The organism is Caballeronia sp. LP006, assembly GCF_031450995.1.
GTDB lineage: Bacteria > Pseudomonadota > Gammaproteobacteria > Burkholderiales > Burkholderiaceae > Caballeronia.
Genome location: NZ_JARTVW010000003.1, coordinates 749,460 through 770,225 on the forward strand (window position 1 = coordinate 749,460; position 20,766 = coordinate 770,225).

Annotated in this window: 21 protein-coding genes; 6 read left to right on the forward strand and 15 right to left on the reverse strand. The window is 63.9% G+C overall.

The annotated features are described in order from the left end of the window. Positions 1–94 precede the first annotated feature (94 nt). From P9250_RS08030 to P9250_RS08050, 5 genes are read right to left on the reverse strand one after another with little or no spacing between them, the layout of a single operon-like run. Positions 95–1,027, reverse strand: a complete 933-nt coding sequence (locus P9250_RS08030) for a hydroxymethylglutaryl-CoA lyase (protein ID WP_250494760.1) — start codon at positions 1,025–1,027, stop codon at positions 95–97. Between the two features lie 47 nt (positions 1,028–1,074). Beyond that, the gene (locus P9250_RS08035) at positions 1,075–2,244 is read right to left on the reverse strand and encodes a CoA transferase (protein ID WP_310392252.1); all 1,170 of its coding nucleotides are present in this window, start codon (positions 2,242–2,244) and stop codon (positions 1,075–1,077) included. Beyond that, positions 2,244–3,527, reverse strand: coding sequence for a CaiB/BaiF CoA-transferase family protein (locus P9250_RS08040; protein ID WP_310392254.1), 1,284 nt, complete (start codon positions 3,525–3,527; stop codon positions 2,244–2,246). Before P9250_RS08040 ends, P9250_RS08035 begins: the two co-directional genes overlap by 1 nt. Further along, positions 3,524–4,009, reverse strand: coding sequence for an acyl dehydratase (locus P9250_RS08045; RefSeq protein ID WP_310392257.1), 486 nt, complete (start codon positions 4,007–4,009; stop codon positions 3,524–3,526). Before P9250_RS08045 ends, P9250_RS08040 begins: the two co-directional genes overlap by 4 nt. Positions 4,010–4,021: 12 nt before the next feature. Then, on the reverse strand, positions 4,022–4,546 hold the full coding sequence (locus P9250_RS08050; protein ID WP_250468288.1) for a MaoC family dehydratase N-terminal domain-containing protein: 525 nt from the start codon (positions 4,544–4,546) through the stop codon (positions 4,022–4,024). A 157-nt stretch (positions 4,547–4,703) separates the two neighbouring features. On the opposite strand from P9250_RS08050, the gene P9250_RS08055 reads away from it, so the two are divergent. After that, positions 4,704–5,777 (forward strand): Ldh family oxidoreductase, encoded by a 1,074-nt coding sequence (locus P9250_RS08055; RefSeq protein WP_310392259.1) that lies wholly within the window; start codon positions 4,704–4,706, stop codon positions 5,775–5,777. A gap of 90 nt (positions 5,778–5,867) precedes the next feature. Beyond that, positions 5,868–6,770 (forward strand): LysR substrate-binding domain-containing protein, encoded by a 903-nt coding sequence (locus P9250_RS08060; protein WP_310392261.1) that lies wholly within the window; start codon positions 5,868–5,870, stop codon positions 6,768–6,770. A gap of 18 nt (positions 6,771–6,788) precedes the next feature. On the opposite strand, the gene P9250_RS08065 is transcribed toward P9250_RS08060, so the two are convergent. The 10 genes from P9250_RS08065 to P9250_RS08110 all read right to left on the reverse strand — a co-directional run bounded on the left by P9250_RS08065 (position 6,789) and on the right by P9250_RS08110 (position 16,641). Continuing rightward, positions 6,789–7,712 carry an SMP-30/gluconolactonase/LRE family protein gene (locus tag P9250_RS08065; RefSeq protein ID WP_310392263.1) on the reverse strand — a complete coding sequence of 308 codons (924 nt, stop codon included), beginning with the start codon at positions 7,710–7,712 and terminating at the stop codon, positions 6,789–6,791. Between the two features lie 16 nt (positions 7,713–7,728). Beyond that, the gene (locus tag P9250_RS08070) at positions 7,729–8,754 is read right to left on the reverse strand and encodes an ABC transporter substrate-binding protein (RefSeq protein WP_250468285.1); all 1,026 of its coding nucleotides are present in this window, start codon (positions 8,752–8,754) and stop codon (positions 7,729–7,731) included. Between the two features lie 32 nt (positions 8,755–8,786). Next, positions 8,787–9,542 (reverse strand): SDR family NAD(P)-dependent oxidoreductase, encoded by a 756-nt coding sequence (locus P9250_RS08075; protein ID WP_310392266.1) that lies wholly within the window; start codon positions 9,540–9,542, stop codon positions 8,787–8,789. A 38-nt stretch (positions 9,543–9,580) separates the two neighbouring features. Continuing rightward, positions 9,581–10,387: an ABC transporter permease gene (locus tag P9250_RS08080; protein WP_244830399.1), complete on the reverse strand. Its 807-nt coding sequence runs from the start codon at positions 10,385–10,387 to the stop codon at positions 9,581–9,583. After that, positions 10,368–11,240, reverse strand: a complete 873-nt coding sequence (locus P9250_RS08085; RefSeq protein WP_250468283.1) for an ABC transporter ATP-binding protein — start codon at positions 11,238–11,240, stop codon at positions 10,368–10,370. Before P9250_RS08085 ends, P9250_RS08080 begins: the two co-directional genes overlap by 20 nt. Then, entirely contained in the window at positions 11,237–12,262 is a 1,026-nt protein-coding gene (locus tag P9250_RS08090; RefSeq protein ID WP_310392269.1) for an ABC transporter substrate-binding protein, read from the reverse strand. Before P9250_RS08090 ends, P9250_RS08085 begins: the two co-directional genes overlap by 4 nt. Before the next feature lie 143 nt (positions 12,263–12,405). After that, positions 12,406–13,476 carry a 3-isopropylmalate dehydrogenase gene (leuB, locus tag P9250_RS08095; protein ID WP_250468281.1) on the reverse strand — a complete coding sequence of 357 codons (1,071 nt, stop codon included), beginning with the start codon at positions 13,474–13,476 and terminating at the stop codon, positions 12,406–12,408. Positions 13,477–13,525: 49 nt separating this feature from the next. Next, positions 13,526–14,122 carry a 3-isopropylmalate dehydratase small subunit gene (leuD, locus tag P9250_RS08100; RefSeq protein ID WP_244830405.1) on the reverse strand — a complete coding sequence of 199 codons (597 nt, stop codon included), beginning with the start codon at positions 14,120–14,122 and terminating at the stop codon, positions 13,526–13,528. A 2-nt stretch (positions 14,123–14,124) separates the two neighbouring features. Then, entirely contained in the window at positions 14,125–15,555 is a 1,431-nt protein-coding gene (gene leuC / locus P9250_RS08105) for a 3-isopropylmalate dehydratase large subunit (RefSeq protein ID WP_310392270.1), read from the reverse strand. 147 nt (positions 15,556–15,702) lie between these two features. Beyond that, positions 15,703–16,641: a LysR substrate-binding domain-containing protein gene (locus P9250_RS08110; protein ID WP_250468279.1), complete on the reverse strand. Its 939-nt coding sequence runs from the start codon at positions 16,639–16,641 to the stop codon at positions 15,703–15,705. A 209-nt stretch (positions 16,642–16,850) separates the two neighbouring features. Between P9250_RS08110 and P9250_RS08115 the strand changes: the two genes are divergently transcribed. The 4 genes from P9250_RS08115 to P9250_RS08130 are packed head-to-tail and all read left to right on the forward strand — an operon-like array spanning position 16,851 to position 20,759. After that, positions 16,851–17,528 carry an aspartate/glutamate racemase family protein gene (locus P9250_RS08115; RefSeq protein ID WP_250511230.1) on the forward strand — a complete coding sequence of 226 codons (678 nt, stop codon included), beginning with the start codon at positions 16,851–16,853 and terminating at the stop codon, positions 17,526–17,528. Further along, a complete protein-coding gene (locus P9250_RS08120) occupies positions 17,525–18,298 on the forward strand; it encodes an amino acid racemase (protein ID WP_310392271.1) in 774 nt (257 codons plus the stop codon). The genes P9250_RS08115 and P9250_RS08120 overlap by 4 nt, the downstream gene beginning before the upstream one ends. Next, positions 18,280–19,806, forward strand: coding sequence for a dihydropyrimidinase (gene hydA, locus P9250_RS08125; RefSeq protein ID WP_310392272.1), 1,527 nt, complete (start codon positions 18,280–18,282; stop codon positions 19,804–19,806). Before P9250_RS08120 ends, hydA begins: the two co-directional genes overlap by 19 nt. Then, entirely contained in the window at positions 19,803–20,759 is a 957-nt protein-coding gene (locus P9250_RS08130) for an N-carbamoyl-D-amino-acid hydrolase (protein WP_310392273.1), read from the forward strand. The genes hydA and P9250_RS08130 overlap by 4 nt, the downstream gene beginning before the upstream one ends. The last annotated feature ends 7 nt before the right edge of the window (positions 20,760–20,766 follow it).

A 20,766-nucleotide genomic window follows, 5' to 3' on the forward strand; every position in this document is an offset into this window, starting at 1 on the left:
AAGCGCCGGACGGGGCACAGTGAACCACAAGATAATCAAACGCGTGGATGCTCACAATCGGGTCATGCCAGTACCGCGGTCGAACACGCTCCGTCTATGCATGAAGTCCAGCCGTCCGGCGGAAAGTCTTGGGAATGCCGGCCTTTGGCACCTGCCCGTACATCGGCTCGCCAGGCAGCCCTTCGTGCAGCAGTTCGCGCGCGGCGATCAGCCGTTCCAGGTCTATTCCAGTATCGAAGCCCATGCTTTCCAGCATGAAGACGAGGTCTTCCGTGACGATGTTGCCCGACGCGCCCGGCGCGAACGGACAGCCGCCAAGGCCCGCGAGCGCGGAATCGAAGGAACGGATGCCTTCTTCGAGCCCCGCCAGCGCATTGGCGAGGCCGAGTCCCATCGTGTCGTGCAGATGCAGTTTGGTCAGCTTGTCGCCGATCTCCGCGCGCACGGCCTTGACCATCTTGCGTACCTGAACGGGATTGCCGTAGCCGACGGTATCCGCGAGCGCGACGGCATCGACGCCTGCTTCGGCTAGCGCGACGGCCGTTTCGATTACCTTTTGCAAGGGAATCTCGCCGTCGATGGCGCAGCCGAAGGCCGTCGCGCAACCCGGCTCGATCGCCATTGGCCGCTCCTGCTCGCGCACCCATTCGACGATTCGCCGTACTTCGTCTACCTGCTCCATGGTGCCCTTGCGCGTGTTCGAGCGGCTGTGTCCCTCGCTCACCGAAACCGGTATGCCGACGCCATGTGCACCCGCCGCATATGCCGCCTGCGCACCGCGCAGGTTGGGCACGAGTGCCATCACGCGCAAGCCGGGTTGTAGCAGCGCCGCCTTGACGATTGCCTCGGTGTCCGCCATTTGCGGCACGAGCTTTGGCGGAACGAAACTGCCGACCTCTATTTCGCCGATACCCGCTTGCGCGATTGCCGCGATCCAGCGCGTTTTCTGCTCGGTCGGCATGATCTCGTGAGCCATTTGCAGACCGTCACGCGGCCCGACTTCGCAAACCATCACTTTTTCTTTCATGGGTCCTGCTCCTTCAAAAATGAGTCTTTGCACGAACGCGCTCGTCATCAACGCAGCACGCCCGCTTCGGTCAAGGTTTCAATTTCGTGCGCATCGAGGCCGAGCAGCTCACCGAACACGTAGTCGTTGTGTTCGCCGAGGCGCGGCGGCGGCGTGAAATCGCCGCGAAAGCCGGCGTTATCGCGCCACGGAAGCGCAATGCTGCGTGAGCCGTCCGCGAGCAGCGGGAAGAGGCCGCCATCGGCGAAATACGGGTCTTCCATCACCACGCCAATGTGTCTCGAACGCGCGGCCGGCACGCCACGCGACTGCAGCGCATCGAGTGCTTGCGCGGGCGTCTGGTCGCGCAGCCACTCTGCCAGTAAATTGTCCGCCGCTGCGCGATGCGCGGCGCGGCCGAACGCATCGGAGAAGCGGGGATCGGTAGCAAGTTCGGGCTTGCGCATGGCGTCGCAGAGCGCTCGCCATTGCCGGTCGTTGCCAATGGAAACGGCGAGCCAGGCGTCGTCGCCTGAGCAGCGGAAGCATCCGGATGGTGCAGCGTCCCATTCGCGCGCGCCCGTGGCCGTTGGCGTCTTGCTGCCGAGCGCCTCGCGAAACAGCTGTTCGGGCAATAGCGCGACGGTGCTTTCGAGCATCGACAGATCGATGTACGCGCCCTCGCCGCTCACGCGCCGGTGCCGGATGGCCGCAAGCACCGCGCAGCTTTCCCACAGCGCAGTGATCGGATCGGTCCACGCAGGCAGAATGCCCATGGCCTCCACGCGCTCGTTCGGCGTGCCCACCACGCTGGCGCGACCGCTGTACGCCTGCAATAACGAGCCGTAAGCAAGCGCATCGCGCTGCGGGCCTTTGCGACCCGTGCCCGACGCGGACACGAAAATCAGATCGGGGCGAATCTGCGCAAGCGTCGCGTAATCGAGGCCAAACTTCGCCAGCACGCCGTTGGAGAAGTTTTCGACGACCATATCGCTCTGCGCGATCAGACGCCGGATCAGTTCCGGACCTTGCGGCCGGCTCAGATTGATCGTGCAGCTCTTCTTGCCGGCGTTCACCACTGCCCACCAGGGCGGACGCTGCGTATGTTCGGGCCGCGTCGCGGATTCGATCTTGATGATCTCCGCGCCCATGCCCGCGAGCATCTTGGTAGTCATGGGTCCGGCCAGCACCCAGCTGAAATCGACGACGCGCAAGCCCGCCAATGCTTTCTGTGTCATCACACGACTCCATGCCGGCGCAAGCTTTCGACTTCATCCGGCGACAGTCCGAGGCGCTCTTCGAACACCGTGCGGTTAGCGGAGCCAAGTGCGGGCGATACGACATCGCGCGCGCGTGGCAACTCTGCGCCCGAAGTCGTGCGCATGGCAAACGGCAGGCCGGGCATCGACAGTGGCGTGCCGCCCGCGCACTGCCAGCGATCGAAAAACCCGCGCGCATTCAGCTGCGCGTTATCCAGAAGATCGCGCGCACCGCTCACCGGAAAACACGCCACGCGCGCCGCCTGCGCGCGCTCGAAGACGTCGGCGCGGCTATGCTCGCGCGTCCACTTCGACATCTCGTCTTGCAGGATCATCCAGTTTTCGTTGCGCGCCGTGCGTTCGCCGCACAGCGCCTCATCGCGCGACCACGCCGGGTTTCCGAGCAATTCGACCCAGCGTTCCCATTGATGTTGTTCGCGCGGCGAAATCATCACGAAGCCGTCCTTGCACGGCAACAGCCAGATCAGCCCGCCCGCGACCTCGGTGCCCTGCAGTTCCTCGCGCAGCCGGCTGAAGCTGCGTTCGCCGCGCCCATGATCGGCGACGGGCTCGATCAGCAGGTGCGCGATCACATCCAGCTCCGCGCATTCGATACTGCGTCCCTCGCCATTCATCTGCGCTTCGAGCAAGCCCCAGAGCGCGGCGTTCGCGGCGGCCACACCCGTGGCCAGCGCCACTTCGCGGTCGGCACAGGCGACGGGCGCTTGCTGATCGGGTGCGTGAACGGGGCGCGCCTGATGAAATGCATAGCCCGCGTGATGCGTGAGGGTGAAGTCGGTGTACGCGAACGGCGCGTCGGGTCCCGCATGCGTAGCCCAGGGCGTGACGGAAAGCGTGACGAGCGCGGGCTGAATGTGCCTGAGCGTATCGCCGTCGAGTTGCAGTTCCGCAAGGCGGCTTGTATTGGACGTAATCAGCAGATCGGCGGATTCCACGAGACGCCGCAGCAACGCAGCTCCTTGACGATGCGACGGATCGAGCGTGGCGCTTTCCTTGCCGTGATTCAGATACGCGAAGAGCGCGGCATCTTCACCATAAGGAGCATTGGGTGCGAACGGGCCGGTTCGACGCAGCGTATCGCCAGTACCGGGCGGCTCCAGCTTGAGCACCTGCGCGCCGAGGTCGCGCAGCACGCGCGCACAGAAAGCGGCGGGCATGGCGTCGCTCCATTCGATCACGCGCACGCCGGCGAGCGGCGCGGCGACCACGCGCGCTGGGGATACGAAATCAGCGGCGCTCATGCGGCCTCTTCGAGAACGGCTGGATCGAAGGGATAAGGCACGGGCGCGCCGTTGCGCAAGGGCAGAACGACCGTTGCGCTGCCGGGCGTGCTTTCCCTGCCTCCCTGATTACGCAAGCCGATTTCCAGATGCGCGAGACCGAAGCCGCCGCGCCGTTCGGTTCCGGTCACGCGGCCCCACGCCGTGAGCAGATCGCCCGGCACGTTCATGCCGCGAAACTGGAACTGGAGCTTCCATGCCCAGCCGCTTTCACCGGCCCAGTCCGTCAGCAGTTGCAGCATGATGTGCTGTTTCCACGAGCCGTTGACCATTACGTCGGGTAACTTGTCGTGTTGCGTGGCGAAGCGCCAGTCGTAATGAATGCGATGCCAGTTCTCCATGGATGCCGACCAGCGCACGATATGCGCCGTGGTCATCGGTCCCTTGACGAGCGCCGGGATCTCCATGCCTGTTTCGACATCCTCAAAATACAGTGCAGCCATGATGACCCTCGCCTAGCGCATGATCTGGGTGTTCGTGACCTTCAAAAGCTTCTCGCCCTTCTCGTTCACGTAGGTCTCTTCGATGATGACGAGCACCATCGGTCCGCTTTTGCCGTCGCGCTGCACGATGTCCTTGTAGCGCGCCTGACGCAGCACCTTCTCGCCGACGCGCGCATAACGGTAGAGCTCGTATTCGTAGCCGCCGTTCAGATCGCGTGGCAACTCCACTTCGACGGCCGGCAGGCCGCTGAAACTGCGGCTCAGGCCATCGTAGTCAGGCTTGTTCATGTCATCCAGCGGGTCGGGCGATGACGGCGGTCTGCGAAAGGCATGCACCGGAAAACCCGGCGGCGCGACCAGTGCGCCATAACGACTTGTCGCGGCCCAGTCTTCGTCCCAGTAACGACGCGCGTCATCCATGGTTGCATGATGGAAGCGGCGCACTTCGCTTGCTTCGACGGCATGCGTCGACGTGACCCACTCGGTCTCGGCGCCGATGATGGCTTTCACCTTGCCGGTGATGTATTCGTTGCTCACGGCTCTAGTCTCCTGTCGCTACATCGACGAAGCCAGTCTAGGGGAGCCGCCCTTTAGCGCACAATACTTGATCGTTGAATCAACGTCTTCTCAGGGTCGCATCGATCGACTATCGTGCCTCACGTACCGCTCGACGCATGACACCACCAAGGGAGAGATGTCGATGAGAACGACCCGCTACGACGCGAACGCGCTCTTTGAATATGCAATTGAAGTGCTTTGCCGGGCGGGGCTCGCGAGCGCTCATGCGCGGGACGTGGCACGCACTCTCGTCGATGGCGACTTGATGGGACACGACACGCACGGACTCGCGCTGTTGCCAGGCTACGTGAAGCAGCTCGAACAAGGCGCCATGACACGCGACGGCGCGCCCGCAGTCATCTCTGATCGTCCTGCCGCGTTGCTGTGGGACGGACGGCGTCTGCCCGGACCCGCGCTCGTGCATGCCGGCATCGACGTCCTTGCCCCGCGCGCCCGCGAACTCGGCGCCGCCACGCTCGTGATCCGGCGCAGTCATCACATTGCATGTCTTGCCGCGTATCTCCTGCGCGCCACCGAAATGAACCTGGTGATGATGCTGGCGAGCTCCGATCCGAGCGTGCAAAGCGTCGCGCCGTTCGGCGGCACGCGGGCCTTGTTCACGCCGAACCCGATCGCGCTCGGCATACCGACATCGACGACTCCGATGCTGATCGACATCTCGTCCTCCGTGACGACCAACGCGATGAGCGCGCGCCGCCATCAGAACGGCCAATCGTTCGACGAACCTTGGATGATGGATGCACAAGGTAACGCAACGCATGATCCCGGCGTGCTGTTTGCCGATCCACCCGGATCGATCCTGCCGCTCGGCGGACTGGCCGCCGGTCACAAGGGATTCGGCATGGCGTTGATGATCGAGGCGCTGACAGGCGGACTGGCCGGCTTTGGCCGCGCCGATCCACACGAAGGCTGGGGCGCGACCGTGTTCATGTCGCTGCACGATCCGGCCGCATTCGGCGGTATCGAAGCATTCCAGAGGCAGATGGATTGGCTCGGCGACGCCTGCCGCACCAACCCGCCTCGCACGATCAACGACCCCGTGCGCCTTCCCGGCGAGCGCGCAATGGCAAGGCGGGCCGAGCAACTGAAGAATGGCGTGCATCTGCATGCCGATCTCGACACACCGCTCAAGGCTTGCGGAGAACGCTACGAGGTGCGCTTTCCGCAGCCCAAGCCGGAGGCAGCATGACGCCTAAACCTTTGCGCTCACCCCAGACCCGATGCATACTTTCTCTTCGGAAGCAGCGCTGCGGCGAAAAGACCGCACCCCGGAGACTCGATGCGATTCGACCTGCAATCGTTGAAACTGTTCATCGCCGTGTGCGAGCACGGCAGCATTGCCCGCGCGGCGGAAGCGGAAAACATTGCGCCTTCCGCGCTCAGCAAGCGCATGTCCCATCTTGAAGACACGCTCAAGAACGCGCTCTTCGTGCGCAGCAACAAGGGACTCGAACTGACGACCGCCGCTGCGGCACTCCTGCAGCACGCCCGCGTGCTGTTGCGAGACATCGCCCAAATGGAGAGCGAGTTACTGGACCACGCCGAAGGCGTGCGCGGTCAGATTCGCTTACATGCGAGCCTCTCGACCATCGTTCAGTACATCGCCAACGACATACGCGTTTTTTTGGAGATGCACCCCGGGCTGCGCATCGATCTTCAGGAAAGCCTGAGCCCCGCGGTGGTCCGCGCCGTGGCGGAAAACGCGGCGGATATCGGCGTGTTCGGCGGCACGACGGTTACCACCGGCCTGCAGGTCTTCCCTTATCGCAGCGACCGGCTGGTGGTCATCATGCCGCCCGATCATCCGCTCGGCCGCGCCAAACGGGTCACGTTCCGCGAAGTCGCCGAGTATCCGCTCGTGGGGCCGCAAGTGGGCAGCTATCTGAATTCGTTGGTGCTGCGCGCGGCGGCGGATCTCGATCACCCGCTCAAGCTGTCGATTCGCGTCAACGGTTTCGAACCGGTGCGCAGCATGGTGGAAGCACGGCTTGGCATCGGGCTCGTGCCGGAGCATCACGCCGAACGGTACGTCAGTTCCGCGCCGCTGATCGCCGTGCATCTGGATGAAGCCTGGGCGGAGCGCCACTGGAAAATCTGCGTGCGCGAAGCCGAGTCGCTTCCCGTGCCGGTGCAACTGTTTCTCAAGCATCTGCTTGCAAGTCAGGATGCGGCACACCATTAGGCGCCGGCAATCGGTCAATCACGAATAAGCCAGCTTCAATCCTGCTTGCGGCCATTGCAGCCTGGCCAGGCGGCCCGTGCCGGAGAGCGTCACGTAGGCCGTCTTCATGTCGGCGCCGCCGAAGCAGATGTTGGTCACCATGCCATCGGGCACCGGCACCTGTCGCAGCACTTCACCGGATGGCGCGACGACCGTGATGCAACCGGTCACGAGCGTGGCCACGCAAATGTTGCCCTTGGCGTCCAGCGCCAGGCTGTCGAAGCGCTGATAACCCGGCAAGCCGCAAACCAGACGCCCGCCATGCGGCGACGGATAAGGATGCCTGCGCGCCCGGCCGGGCGCCTCCAGATCGAATGCCCAGAGCCGCGCGGTCTCGGTCTCCGCCACATAGACGATGCTGTCGTCGGGCGACAAACCGACGCCATTGGCCGTGGTGAGCGGATACGCCACCTCGACGATGGCCGAACCATCGGCGCGAGCGTAATAGAGGCCCGCGTGATCGCGCTCGCGCAGCCGGTTCTTTCCGAAGTCGGTGAAGTAGAAGCCGCCGTCGTGGTCGAACACGATGTCGTTCGGACCGCACAGCGGATGATCGCCGCAGTGGTCATACAGCGTCGTGAGCAAACCCGACTGCGGGTCGAAGCGCTCGATACGCCCGCTCGTATAGCGCGGATGCACGCCCGGTTTCGTGCGATTCAGTCCGGCAACGGTACGAAACAGAAAACCGCCGTTATTGCAGATGTAGAAGGCGCCATCCGGCCCGAGCGCCAGACCGTTGGGGCCGCCGTCCACCGCCGCCAGCACGCTCACTTTACCGTCGGGCGAAATGCGGCTGATGGTCTCCCGCTCGATCTCGACAAGCACCACGGAGCCGTCGGGCATCGCCACCGGCCCTTCCGGGAACTTCAAGCCTTCCGCCAGGATTTGTATTGGGCTTTCCATCGCTGTCGTCCTCCCTTCAGCGCTTGTCGGCATGCTCGACAAAACGATTGTCGTAAGTCGCCTTCAGATCGATGGACGCCTTGCCGATGTCGGGATCGAACGCGGCCAGCACGTCGTGCACGGTGTGGGCCGCCGCATCGGTCATCAGGCCATCGCGCGAAATGCAGTCATGCATGTTGGCGTAGGCTTGCGCGAAGACATCCTTGTCGGCTAAAGCGTATTGCGCCGGCACGGCGGCGGCGACTTGTTCGGGCGTCGCCTGCGCCATCCAGCGTTCGGCTTCCAGAATCGCATTGGTCACCGCCTGCACCGTGTTGGGATATTTGGCCGCGAACTCCCGCGTGGTGTAGATGGAGGCTTCCGGATAATCGCCGCCGAGCGTCGCTCGGGTGCCGGCCGGGTCGCGCATCACGGCAAGCGGGAAGAGGTCGCCACTCGTCTGCAGCACAGTTGCGACCGGGTCGTTGCTCATCAAGGCGTCGATCTGCCCGCTGCGGGCGGCGGCAATCGCGCCTGCCGACGAGCCCACGCCGATGATCGAAACATCGCCCGGTTTCACGCCCGCCTTGTTCAGCAGATAGTTCGCGCCCATATGAAAGCTCGACCCCGGCGAACTCACGCCGATGCGCATGCCCTTCAGATCGGCGTAGGTCTTGACCTTGTCGTGACTCGCTCGCGTCACGCCGAACACCCAGCCGGGGCACGAAGCCAGCGTGACGAACGACACGAGCTTCTGGCCTTTCGCGGCCATCGTGATGGTGTTCGAATACGCGCCCGCGACGATATCGGCGCTGCCGCCCATCATCGCCTGAAGCGCTTTCGCGCCGCCGCTGAAGACGCCGATTTCGACTTCCAGCCCGGCCTGTTTGAAGTATCCGCGGCTATCCGCAATGACGAACGGCAGATACGGAAAGCCCACGCCCGCCGCGGCCAGATGAAGCCTGGGCTTTTCCGGCACGGGAGCGGCGCTGCTCGCCGACTGGCTGACCAGTGCCGCACAGATGGCGAGCGCTGGCAACGACAGGCGCCTGAGCGTTCTCACGATGATGTCTCCCTCTTCCCAGGCTGACGTTGCTAGTAAGTGGCCCGACCGCCGGACAGATCGAAAACCGCTCCGGTGGTGAATGAGTTTTCCTCGCTGGCGAGCCACGCGATCATCGCGGCCGCTTCGTCGAGTTCGAGAAAACGGCCGCGCGGAATCTTGCCGAGCATGTAGCGGATATGCTCGGGCGATTGCTCCATCGCGCCGGGCGTTCGCGCCACGGCGGGTGTCACGCAGTTCACCGCGATATCGTGGCTTGCCAGTTCCTTGCCGAGCGACTTGGTCATGGCGATGACGGCCGCCTTCGCCGAGCTATACGCGGCCGCATTCGGATTGCCTTCCTTGCCGGCGACCGAGGACAGATTGACGATGCGCCCATAGTTCTGGTCGATCATCACCGGGGCCACGGCACGGCAGCAGTGGAAAGTGCCGTTGACATCGATATCCAGCACCTGCTTCCAAATATCGATCGGATACTCGATCAGCGTGGCGTTCGGGCCCACGATAGCCGCGTTGTTGATGAGAATATCGATGCGCCCCGCGGCCTTCAGCGTGCCCGCCACGGCGGCCTGCACGCTGGCGTAATCGGCAATGTCGACACGCTCGAAGTGGACATCGTGCTCGCCCAGTTGCTCGCGCGCCTCGTCCATGCCGGCGGGGTTGATATCCCAGATGGCAAGCCGCGCGCCGGAAGCAAGCAGCCTGCGGCCGACCGCGAAGCCGATCCCCTGCGCGCCGCCCGTCACCACGGCAACGCGGCCCCTCAAATCGATTGCATTGGTCTGCAAAACGGTCTCCTCTAGTGATCTTCGATTGCGCCGGGGGTTTAAGCGCTCGTGGCCACCGTCTGTCCGGCGACAGGACGCCAGCGCAGCAAATGATCCTCGACCATCGACACGGCGGTATCGAGTATCAAGGCGAACACGGTCAGCACCAGAATGCCGGCGATCACCGAGTTGATATCGAATACGCCTTCGGCCAGCAGGATCAGGTAACCCACGCCCTTTTCCGAGCCGAGATATTCGCCCACCACGCTGCCCACGAAGGCGATGCCGATTGCGTTATGCAGGCTGGAAAAGACCCAGCTCGTCGCCGATGGCAAGTACACATGCCGCAACAATTGACGTGAGTTGGCGCCCAGCATCCGCGTGTTGGACAACACCGTCGGGCTGACCTCGCGCACGCCCTGAAAGACGTTGAAGAACACGACGAAGAAGACGAGCGTCACGCCCAGCGCCACCTTGGACCAGATGCCGAGTCCGAACCAGAGCGCGAAGATCGGCGCGAAGATCAGGCGCGGCATCGAGTTCATCGCCTTGATGAACGGATCGAAGACCGTGGCGAGGAACGGGCTGAGCGCAAGCCACAGGCCGCATGCCAACCCGAGGACCGTGCCGATCACGAACGCCAGCATGGTTTCGACGAGCGTCGTGTACAGATGACGGTAGATCGAGCCCGTCACGAACCAGTCGACGATACGCACCGCCACGCCGAGCGGATCGCCGAAGAAGAACGGCGACAGCCACTTCTGATGCGTGCCGAGCCACCACAGGAACAAGACACCGAACAGGATCAAAAGCCGCGTGACCAGGACGGTGAAGCGATTGTTTGAGTCAAACTCGATTGCGCGCATAGCTTTTCAAAACCTCGCCTCTGAGCACGTCCCAGATCTGGGTGTGCAGTTGCAGGAAACGCTGCGTCATGCGGATTTCCGACATCTCGCGTGGACGTTCGAGGTCAATCTTGAACTCGGCGATAGGCCGCGTTCCAGGCCCGGCCGAGAGCACGATGACGCGGTCCGACAACGAGATGGCCTCCTCCAGATCGTGCGTCACGAACATCACGGACTTGCGGTCGTGCGACCACAGTTGCAGCAACTCGTTTTCCATCAGGTGCCGCGTCTGGATATCCAGCGCGCTGAACGGCTCGTCCATCAGAATGATGCGAGGGTTGAGCGCGAGCGCCTGCGCGAGACCGGCACGCTTGCGCATGCCGCCGGACAACTGATGCGGATACTTCTTGCCGTGTCCTTGAAGTCCCACGCGATCGAGCCAGCCGCGCGCCACGCTGAGCGCCTGTTCGCGCGGCGTTCCCCGAAAGATCAGACCCATCGCGATGTTGTCTTCGGTCGTCTTCCAGGGCATGAGCGCATCGACCTGAAAAAGATAGGCCGCCTGCGTATTCAAGCCCTGCGTCAGCTTCTTGTCGAAGACGCTGATGCTGCCCGACGAGGGCCGCGTAAGCCCGGCAGCAACGTTGAGCAAGGTGGATTTGCCGCAGCCCGTGGGACCGACGATCGACACGAACTCGCCGTCGCCGATCGACAACGTGGCCTCCGAAACGGCGGTGTAGGTCTGCGCCCTCTTGCCGTTGCCGGCGAAGGTGCAGGTCACATTGTCGAAACGCAGGGCTTCGCGCACTTCGGTTTTTTCGCTGTCGAGGGGGACGCTCGGGGTGCCCTTGATTCCATACGTTGCCGTGCTCATGGCTGGATCTCCGCCGCTTTCCTGACGAACCGGTTGTCATACGTCGATGCAAGATCGATCTTCGCCGATGCCACTGCAGGGTCGAATGCCGCCAGCACCTCGCGCACCGTCTGCGCGCCCTTCGGCGTGATCTCGCCGTTCTGCGCAATGCAACGGCGGCTGTTCGTGAAGGCCTCCGCATAGAGCGCCTTGTTCTCGCCGATATATTGCGGGGGCACGTTGTCGGCGACTTCCTGCGGCGTCGCCTTGGCGATCCACTTCTCGGCGCGCACGATCGCATTGGCGACGGCCTGCACCGTCTTGGGATTCTTGCCGATGAACTCCTGCGTCGCGAAGAGGCTCGACTCGGGGTAATCGGAACCGAACACCTTGACGTTCCCTTCAGCCGTGCGCATGTTCTCAAGCGGCTTGAGGCTGCCATCCTTCATGAGGATAGTGGCGCTCGGGTCGTTGACGATCAGCGCATCGATCTGCCCGGCCCGCACGGCCGCCACAGCGCCGGCCGCTTGTCCCACGCCGATGATCGACACGTCGGAAGACTGCAGCCCCGCCTTGTGCAGAATGTAATTGAGTGCCATGTGCGTGCTGGAACCCGGCGCGCTCACGCCGATTCGCATGCCCTTCAGGTCCTTGGCCGATTTCACTTCGCCCTCGCGTTTCTGCGACACCCCGAAGATCCATCCCGGACAGATGACTTGCGCCGCGACCACCACGAGACGCTGTCCCTTGGTGGCCATGGTGATGGTGTTCGAATACGCGCCCGCCACCATGTCGGAGCTGCCGCCGAGCAGCGCTTCCAGTGTCTTCGATCCGCCGGAGAATGCGGCGATGGTCACGTCGAGCCCTTCGTCCTTGAAATAGCCGCGCTGTTTGGCGACGAGCATGGGCAGGTAGGTGATGCCCACCGAAGCCGCCGCGATGTGCAGTTCGGGCTTCTCAGGCACATCCTTGGCTGCGGCCGTCAAGGAACCGCAGGCGAGCGCGAACGCGGCACACAGCGCGATGGCGAGTTTCAGCTTCATGGTTGTCTCCTCCCTTTTTAGGGATTTTTAGGTACTTCAGGGACGACAGAGTGTCAATTGCGGACCGGCTTATGAATATCCTGGCATCTCCCGCGGCTGCTGATTATCGACATAGCGGAGCCGGTCCGCGCAACGCGATCTTCTTAGGCCGCCTGTTTGCGCAGCGCCTCGACCACGGCATCGCCCATGTCGCGGGTGCCGACGCGCTGCGTGCCTTCCTGCTGGATATCCGCGGTCCGGTAACCGGCTGCGAGCACCGTGCGCACGGCCTGCTCGACCCGGCGCGCGTCGTCTTCCATTTCGAAGCTCTCGCGCAGCATCATCGCGCACGACAGAATCGCGGCAAGCGGATTGGCGATGTCCTTTCCGGCAATATCCGGCGCCGACCCGTGGACCGGCTCGTACAAGCCCTTGCGGTTATAGCCTAGCGAGGCCGAAGGCAACATGCCGATCGAGCCGGTCAGCATGGCGGCCGCGTCCGACAGAATATCGCCGAAGAGATTGCCCGTGACGATCACATCGAATTGCTTGGGGCGCCGCATCAGCATCATCGCGGCGGCGTCCACGAAGAGATGGCTCAGTTCGACGTCCGGGTATTCCCGCCCGACGCGCGTGACGACCTCGCGCCACAGCTGACTTGCTTCCAGCACGTTGGCCTTGTCCACCGAGCAGAGCTTGTGATGACGGCGCTGCGCGGCCTTGAAGGCGGCATGCGCGACGCGCTCCACTTCCGACTCCGAGTAACGCATCGTGTTGAACCCCACGCGCTCGCCCGCCTGATTGGTCTCGAAGCCGCGCGGCTGGCCGAAGTAGGCGTCGCCGTTCAACTCGCGCACGATCACGATGTCGAGTCCATCCACCACTTCCGGACGCAACGTCGAAGCGCCGATCAGTTCCGGGAACATGAAGGCCGGGCGAAAGTTGGCATAGAGCGTCAGTGCCTCGCGCAATTGCAATAACCCGGTGCCGGGACGCTCCTCGCGCGGGATATCGGCTTCGTCGGCCACGCCTACCGCGCCGAAGAGAATCGCGTCGGCCTTGCGCGCCACTTCGAGCGTGGGCGGCGGCAGCGGCACGCCGTGCGCCTGAATGCCGGCATCGCCGATGGCAGCCTCCTGCGTCTCGGCGTGCGGCGCCACGATTCGCAGCACCTTGAGCGCCTCCGCGACAACTTCGGGGCCAATACCATCGCCGGGCATGACTGCAATCTTCATCTGTAATCTCCTTGGTCGTTATTGGAAACAGCGCGCCGTGTGCGCGCCGTCAAAAGGTTTCGGCACGGTCGCGCTCGAATGCCACGATGCGGTCCAGATGCGAAAGCGTGTAGTCGATCTCGTCCATGCCGCGCAACAGGCAATCCTTGGCGAAGGGCTCCAGCTCGAACGCGTGCGAGGACCCGTCGGGCAAGGTGACGGTCTGCGCGGGCAAGTCGATGGCGATGCGGCTGCCCGGACTCTCCGACAACCTATCGAGCAACGGCAGCACCACGGCCTCGGGCAACACGATCGGCAGCAGTCCGTTCTTCAGGCAGTTGATGAAAAAGATGTCGCCGAAGCTCGGTGCAATCGCCGCGCGGATGCCGTAGTCGTAGAGCGCCCAGACCGCATGCTCGCGCGACGAACCGCAACCGAAGTTATGGTTGGCCACGACGATGCGCGACTCCCGCAAAGGCGCCTGGTTGAGCAGGAAGTCGGGACGTTCCGCGCCATTTGCATCGAAGCGCAGCGCACGAAACAGGAACTGGCCGAAGTCGTCGGAGCGGGGTTTTTGCAGATAGCGCGCGGGCAGAATCTGGTCGGTATCGCAGTTGATCGCGACGATCGGCGCCGCGACTGCATCGAGGTACTCCAGTCGTTCCATGTTCACACTCCCAGGAGACGGCGGACATCGGTGAGACGTCCGGTCACCGCCGCGGCGGCCGCCATCGCCGGGCTCATCAGATGCGTGCGCACGCCGGGTCCCTGACGGCCCACGAAATTCCGGTTGGATGTCGAAGCGCAGCGCTGGCCGGGTTCGGCAATATCGCCGTTGGTCGCGAGACACATCGAACAGCCGGGATAGCGCCACTGAAAACCCGCTTCCATGAAGATGCGGTCGAGCCCTTCCGCTTCCGCCTGCGCACGCACTTCATGCGAACCCGGCACGACCCACGCTTCCACGCTCGGCGCGATATGACGGCCGCGCGCCACTTCCGCCGCGCTGCGCATGTCCTCGATGCGCCCGTTGGTGCACGAGCCGATGAACACCCGGTCGATCGCGACGCCTTCGAGCGACTCGTTCGCCGCGAGGCCCATGTAGTCGAGCGCACGCGACATCGCCGCGCGCAGGTCGGGATCGGGCTGCTCCATGGGGTCCGGTACGCGGCCGTCGATGGCGCAGGCATAGCCGGGCGTAGTGCCCCATGTGACCATCGGGACGATCTCGGTCACGTCGATATGCACTTCGCGATCGAACACCGCGCCTGAGTCCGTGAACAAGCCGCGCCAATGCGCAAGCGCCCTTTGCCACCGGTCGCCCGTGGGCGCGTAGTGCCGTCCGGCGAGATAAGCGAAGGTGGTTTCGTCCGGGGCGATCATGCCGGCGCGACCGCCCGCCTCGATGGTCATGTTGCAGAGCGTCAATCGCCCTTCCATCGACAAGCCGGCGATGGCGGAGCCGGCATATTCGATCACGTGTCCCGTCGCGCCAGCCACGCCGATTCGCGCGATGACCGCGAGAATCAGGTCCTTCGCCGTGACGCCCGCACCCGGCGTGCCGTCGAGCGTGATACGCATGTTGCGCGACTTGCGCTGCCACAGGCATTGCGTGGCGAGCACGTGAGCCACTTCGGTGGCGCCGATACCGAAGGCCAGCGCGCCCACCGCGCCATGCGTGGACGTGTGGCTGTCGGCGCAAACGACTGTCATGCCGGGCAGACTCAGGCCCTGCTCCGGCCCGACCACGTGGACGATGCCGCGCCGCGTGTCGTTCATGTCGAACAGGGTGATGCGCGATTCGTTGGCGTCGCGTTGCAGCGACTCGATCATGGCGCGCCGTTCGAGGTCGGTCACCGCCGCGATATCGTTCGCCGTGCTGGAAACGTAGTGGTCCGGCGTGCCGAAAATGCGCTCGGGCGAACGCGGCTTGAGCCCGCGCTGGCGCAACAGGTCGAACGACTGCGCGGTGACATCGTGAATGTAATGACGATCGACGTAGAGAAGATCCTGCCCGTCGTCGCGGGACATCACGCGGTGGCTGTCCCAGATCTTGTCGTAAAGCGTGCGTGGACCCGCGCTAACCTGATCGAGTTGCATTGCTTCGTCTCGCTCCGTCAAATGACCGCCTCGTCAGGCGCGGTGCAGTTTTGTTGTCGGTGGCTGTTTGAGAAGCATCTTGCATCAGGCAGGCCGGCTTGGACGTGGTCATTTGGCAAGGCACCATCGCCAATGGCGATGACAAAGCTACGTCGAACGGCTGACGCCATGCGCGTTCAGCACGTCGCGCAGGATCTCGACGAAGCGCCGGGCCGCGTTCGACAGCGGCTCGACGTGCGAATAGATGAGACTCGCGGTCAGCCGATGCTCGGCTTCGGCACGCAACGGCACGACATCGAGCAGGTCTCGCATGGCGGAATCGATGCAGAACGGATCGACCACCGCGACGCCGACGCCTTCCCTCGCGAGCGTGCAGGCGCTGATGGCCGAGCGCACGCGCACGACCGGCTCCGGCCGCCGCTCGTTCCTGAACACGTGCCCGACGATCCGTCCGAGCGGCGTGTCGTGCTCGTAATCGATCCACGGCATGGCGGCGACCTGTTTCGGGTCGAGTGCACGCCGCCGGGCCAGCGCGCCTTTTTTCGCGACACAAAGAAGCCGTCCGCTTGCAATCGGCATGGTGACGAGGTTCGGGTGCTCGACGGCGAACATCGATACGCCGATGCAGTTCTTGCCGAACAGCACGCGAGGCACGAGATGGTTGTGCGTGAGCGGTTCGAACTGAATGGGCAACTGCCGGAATTCGGCGTGGAATCGTGCAATGGCGAGCGGCACGAGATGCACGCCGAGACTGGGGCTGCATACAATGTTGAGCTTGCCGCTCGTGCCGTCGGCGAGAGAACGGACGAGATTATCGACGCGCTCGATGCCTTCATACGCGCGCATGACTTCGTCGAAAATACGTTTTGCCTCGGGCGTCGGATAGAGCCGGCCGCGCATGCGTTCGAAGAGCAAGAACCCGAGGCGGCTTTCCGTCACCTGCAAGACACGGCTCACGGAGGGCTGCGCCACATACAGCGAACGCGCGGCCTCGCTGATGGAACCCGTCATCATGATCGCGCGGAATACCTCGATCTGCCGCAGGCTCATGGTGCGCGTGTTAGGAATTTCCTCGTCGTAGTTCATGGGCTTGGTCGTTGTTCATCGCGCCGTCATGTTGCCGCGCCGCCGCTTTCGGATGTAAGTGAACCGCCCGCAGTGTAGCGCGGGCACCGCCGCGCGACGAATCCATGCAGCGCGTCTATGGGATACGAAATTTGAACTATTTCACGGCGAATATCGACGTTGCTATGGTTCGTTCTAGTCGAGCCCCGCGAAGAGAGTCGATCCGAGCCATGCCCAAGCTTATCCATTTCCTGAATCCGAACGGTCTCGCCACCGTCACGCGCGAGATCGAAAAGACCGTGTGCGCGCTTCGAGGCGCGGACGACGCGCCCGTTTGCTTCGAGACGCTTTTCGCGGTCGACGGCGGCATCGAAACCCAGCGCGATGCCGACCGCGCCGCCGTCGCCGTGGCCGAGTACGTCGCGCGGCATGAAGCGTCGGCGAGTGCGTTCGTCATCGCGTGCTACAGCGATCCCGGCTTGCACGCCGCGCGCGAACTCACGCAACAGCCGGTGCTCGGCATCGGTGCCGCGGTCATGGGCGTCGCGCTTGCGCGCGGGTCGCGCATCGGCGTGATCGCGGCGAGCACGCACGGCATGCCGCGTCACTGGCGGTCTTATCATGCGGCGCGCATCGCACAGACGGTCGCGGGAGAACGCGCCGTGAATCTTGGCGTGGCCGAATCGGGCAACCGAGACGCCGCGCTCGACAAGCTCATCGCGACCGGCCGCGCGCTGTGTGACGAAGATGGCGCCGATGTCATCGTGCTCGGCTGCGCGGGCATGACGCCGCTTCGCGCCGATATCGAAGCGGCGCTCGGCGTGCCGGTAATCGATCCGTGCTCGACGGCCGCCTCGCTCGCCTTCGCCATCTGTCGCGAGCGGCAGGACCCATGGCGTCCGACATGAACGCCGCACTCATTGCGCTTCCGCGTCTCGGTGTGCTTGGCGGCATGGGGCCGCTCGCCACCGCCGACTTTCTCGTCAAGCTGATTCAGGCGACGCCCGCCGCGTCCGATCAAGAGCATATGCCGGTCATCGTGCATAACGTGCCGCAAGTACCCGATCGCAGCACGGCCTTTCTCGCGGGATCGGACGCGCCCTGGCCGCATCTGCTCGACGGCCTGCGCACGCTCGAAGCGGCCGGTTGCGCGGCCATCGCGATTCCTTGCAATACGGCGCATGTCTGGCACGAGCGGCTCGCGCAGGAGACGGCACGGCCGGTGCTGCATATCGGCGAGGCAGCGCTTCGAGCGCTTGCGGTGACGTGCCCCGGTGCGCGGCGAGTCGGCATGCTTGCGACGGCAGCGACGCTCAAAGCGCGCATCTATCACGATCAACTGGCTGCAAGCGGCATAGACGCGATCGAACCGGGTCAGATGTCGCAGACGACGCAGGTCATGGGCGCAATCGCCGCCGTGAAAGGCGGGAGAATCGACGAAGCGCGTGCGTGGCTCAAACGCGCCGCTCATGCACTGATCGATCGCGGCGCCGACGCGTTGCTCATGGCGTGCACGGAAATTCCGGTGGCGCTGGCGGGCGTTGCGCTCGACGTACCCGCAATCGACCCGACCGAAGCGCTCGCGCGTGCAAGCGTCGACTGGTGGCTCGCCGCGCGCGAGCGAACCAACACCTCTGAATTCTCAAGCGGACAAAAGACATGCAGCAGTTTGATCTGACCATACGTCATGGACTCGTCGCATCAGACGAGGCAGTCTTCGAGGCGGACGTCGGCGTGGTCGGCGACCGGATCGTCGAAGTGGCGCGCGGCCTGCCCGCAGGCAAACGCGATATCGACGCGACCGGACGCTACGTGCTGCCGGGCGGTATCGACACGCACTGTCACGTCGAGCAACGCTCGGGCATGGGAATCATGGGCGCCGACGACTGGTACTCCGCAAGCGTCGCGGCGGCCCACGGCGGCACCACCATGATCGTGCCGTTCGCCGCGCAGCATCGCGGACAATCGCTCAAACAAGTGGCCGAAGACTACGCGGCGCTCGCGCGGGCAAAGTCGGTGATCGACTATAGCTATCACCTGATTGTCTCTGAGACGGACCACCGCACGCTTCAGGAAGATCTCGTCGAGCAGATTCGCCGGGGCATCACGTCGTTCAAGGTCTACATGACCTACGATCAATTGAAGATCGACGACTACCAGATGCTCGACGTGTTGGCTCTCGCCGCACGCGAACGCGCGCTCGTGATGGTACATGCCGAAAACAACGACGTGATCCGCTGGGTCTCGCAAAAGCTGCTCGAAAGCGGCCGCACCGCGCCGAAGTACCACGCGACGAGTCACGTGGCGCTGGCGGAATCCGAAGCGACGAATCGCGTGATCCAGCTCGCCAGGCTTTTTGACGCGCCCGTGCTCATCGTTCACGTGTCCGCGCAGGACGCGCTCGCGACCATCGGCGCGGCGCAGCGCATGGGCGCACAAGTGTACGGCGAAACTTGTCCGCACTATCTGCTGCTCACCGAAGACGCGATGGACCTTCCCGGCGTCGAAGGCGCGAAGTATTGCTGCAGCCCGCCGCTGCGTGACGCGAACGCTCAGGAAGCCTTGTGGACGGCGCTGAAGGCGGGCGTGTTGCAGACGGTGTCGTCGGATCATGCGCCGTATCGCTTCGACGAATCCGGCAAGCTGCCGCATGGCGAAGCCACCACGTTCAAGCAGATGGCCAACGGCATGCCCGGACTCGAAGTGCGCCTGCCGCTGCTGTTCTCCGAAGGCGTTCACAAGGGGCGCATGACGCTGCCCGAGTTCGTCGCGCTGAGTTCGACGAATCATGCGCGCATGTACGGCATCGCGCCGCGCAAAGGGCTGATCGAAGCGGGCGCGGATGCGGACATGGCGGTTTGGGACCCGCACCATGAAGTCGTGCTGACAGCCTCCGCATTGCACGATCGCGTGGGCTACACGCCCTACGAGGGGACGAAGGTAACGGGCTGGCCGCACACGGTGGTGAGCGCGGGCCGCGTGATCGTCGATGACGCCGGCTTTCATGCCGAACCCGGCAGCGGCCGCTTCATTGCACGCTCGACGCCGTTGCCCTATCAGGCCACGCGCGAAGTCTCCGCGAGCGGCCGGTTTTTCCGCGCGCTTGCCGACGCCGAGACAGGCGCTCTCCACCCGTCTTTCGGATACCCCGAACATCAACACCCGGAACAAGAGAGGAAGTCATGAGCAAGTCACGCAAAATCGGCCTGGCCGTCGCGCAAATGGGACCGGTCCACCTCGCCGATGACCAACGGGCGGTCGTCGAGCGGCTCGTCGCCATGCTGTACGAAGCGAAGGCGCGCAGTGCAAAGCTGGTCGTGTTCCCGGAGCTCGCGCTCACCACTTTTTTTCCGCGCTACTGGATGAGCGAGGAAGCGGCCATGGAACGCTTCTTCGAGCGATCGATGCCGAATCCCGACGTACAGCCGCTCTTCGACGCCGCGCGCGACGCGGGCATCGGCTTCTATCTCGGCTATGCGGAACTGACGGTGCAAGGCGAGCGCTTCAATACGTCGATCATCGTCGATGACAGCGGCAAGATCGTCGCGAAGTATCGCAAGACGCATTTGCCGGGGCATTCGGAGCACAAGCCGGACGCGCCTTTCCAGCATCTGGAGAAGAAGTTTTTCGCGGTGGGCAACTCGGGTTTTCCTGTCGTCGACACGATGGGCGCGCGCCTCGGCATGTGCATCTGCAACGACCGCCGCTGGCCGGAAACATGGCGCGCGATGTCGCTGCAAGGCGCGGAACTCGGCGTGCTCGGCTACAACACGCCGTCCGAGAACATTCATTGGCCCGAACCGGTCCATTTGCGCATGCATACCCATCTCGTCACGTTGCAGGCGAGCGCTTATCAGAATGCGATGTGGATTGCCGCCGCCGCCAAATGCGGCAAGGAAGACGGCTTTCATATGATCGGCGGCTCGGTGATTGTCGCGCCTTCGGGCGAGATCGCCGCGCAAAGCATGAGCGAAGACGACGAGGTGATCTTCGCGAACGTCGATCTCGCGCTTGGCGACACATTCCGCGAGCACGTCTTCAACTTCGCGAAGCATCGGCGGCCGGAATATTACGGGCTGATCGTCGAGCGCACCGGCGCGGGCGCGCCGCTGCCGCACGATCCGGACGCGCTCAATTAAGGCGTCC

What these genes read in the sequence shown, in the direction of transcription:
- P9250_RS08030 (WP_250494760.1), bottom strand. Translation starts at nt 1,027, where the DNA reads ATGAAAGAAAAAGTGATGGTTTGCGAAGTCGGGCCGCGTGACGGTCTG.
- P9250_RS08055 (WP_310392259.1), top strand. Translation starts at nt 4,704, where the DNA reads ATGTCGATGAGAACGACCCGCTACGACGCGAACGCGCTCTTTGAATAT.
- leuC (WP_310392270.1), bottom strand. Translation starts at nt 15,555, where the DNA reads ATGCAACTCGATCAGGTTAGCGCGGGTCCACGCACGCTTTACGACAAG.
- P9250_RS08080 (WP_244830399.1), bottom strand. Translation starts at nt 10,387, where the DNA reads ATGCGCGCAATCGAGTTTGACTCAAACAATCGCTTCACCGTCCTGGTC.
- P9250_RS08130 (WP_310392273.1), top strand. Translation starts at nt 19,803, where the DNA reads ATGAGCAAGTCACGCAAAATCGGCCTGGCCGTCGCGCAAATGGGACCG.
- P9250_RS08085 (WP_250468283.1), bottom strand. Translation starts at nt 11,240, where the DNA reads ATGAGCACGGCAACGTATGGAATCAAGGGCACCCCGAGCGTCCCCCTC.
- P9250_RS08045 (WP_310392257.1), bottom strand. Translation starts at nt 4,009, where the DNA reads ATGGCTGCACTGTATTTTGAGGATGTCGAAACAGGCATGGAGATCCCG.
- leuB (WP_250468281.1), bottom strand. Translation starts at nt 13,476, where the DNA reads ATGAAGATTGCAGTCATGCCCGGCGATGGTATTGGCCCCGAAGTTGTC.
- P9250_RS08115 (WP_250511230.1), top strand. Translation starts at nt 16,851, where the DNA reads ATGCCCAAGCTTATCCATTTCCTGAATCCGAACGGTCTCGCCACCGTC.
- P9250_RS08035 (WP_310392252.1), bottom strand. Translation starts at nt 2,244, where the DNA reads ATGACACAGAAAGCATTGGCGGGCTTGCGCGTCGTCGATTTCAGCTGG.
- P9250_RS08120 (WP_310392271.1), top strand. Translation starts at nt 17,525, where the DNA reads ATGAACGCCGCACTCATTGCGCTTCCGCGTCTCGGTGTGCTTGGCGGC.
- P9250_RS08090 (WP_310392269.1), bottom strand. Translation starts at nt 12,262, where the DNA reads ATGAAGCTGAAACTCGCCATCGCGCTGTGTGCCGCGTTCGCGCTCGCC.
- hydA (WP_310392272.1), top strand. Translation starts at nt 18,280, where the DNA reads ATGCAGCAGTTTGATCTGACCATACGTCATGGACTCGTCGCATCAGAC.
- P9250_RS08065 (WP_310392263.1), bottom strand. Translation starts at nt 7,712, where the DNA reads ATGGAAAGCCCAATACAAATCCTGGCGGAAGGCTTGAAGTTCCCGGAA.
- leuD (WP_244830405.1), bottom strand. Translation starts at nt 14,122, where the DNA reads ATGGAACGACTGGAGTACCTCGATGCAGTCGCGGCGCCGATCGTCGCG.
- P9250_RS08040 (WP_310392254.1), bottom strand. Translation starts at nt 3,527, where the DNA reads ATGAGCGCCGCTGATTTCGTATCCCCAGCGCGCGTGGTCGCCGCGCCG.
- P9250_RS08110 (WP_250468279.1), bottom strand. Translation starts at nt 16,641, where the DNA reads ATGAACTACGACGAGGAAATTCCTAACACGCGCACCATGAGCCTGCGG.
- P9250_RS08060 (WP_310392261.1), top strand. Translation starts at nt 5,868, where the DNA reads ATGCGATTCGACCTGCAATCGTTGAAACTGTTCATCGCCGTGTGCGAG.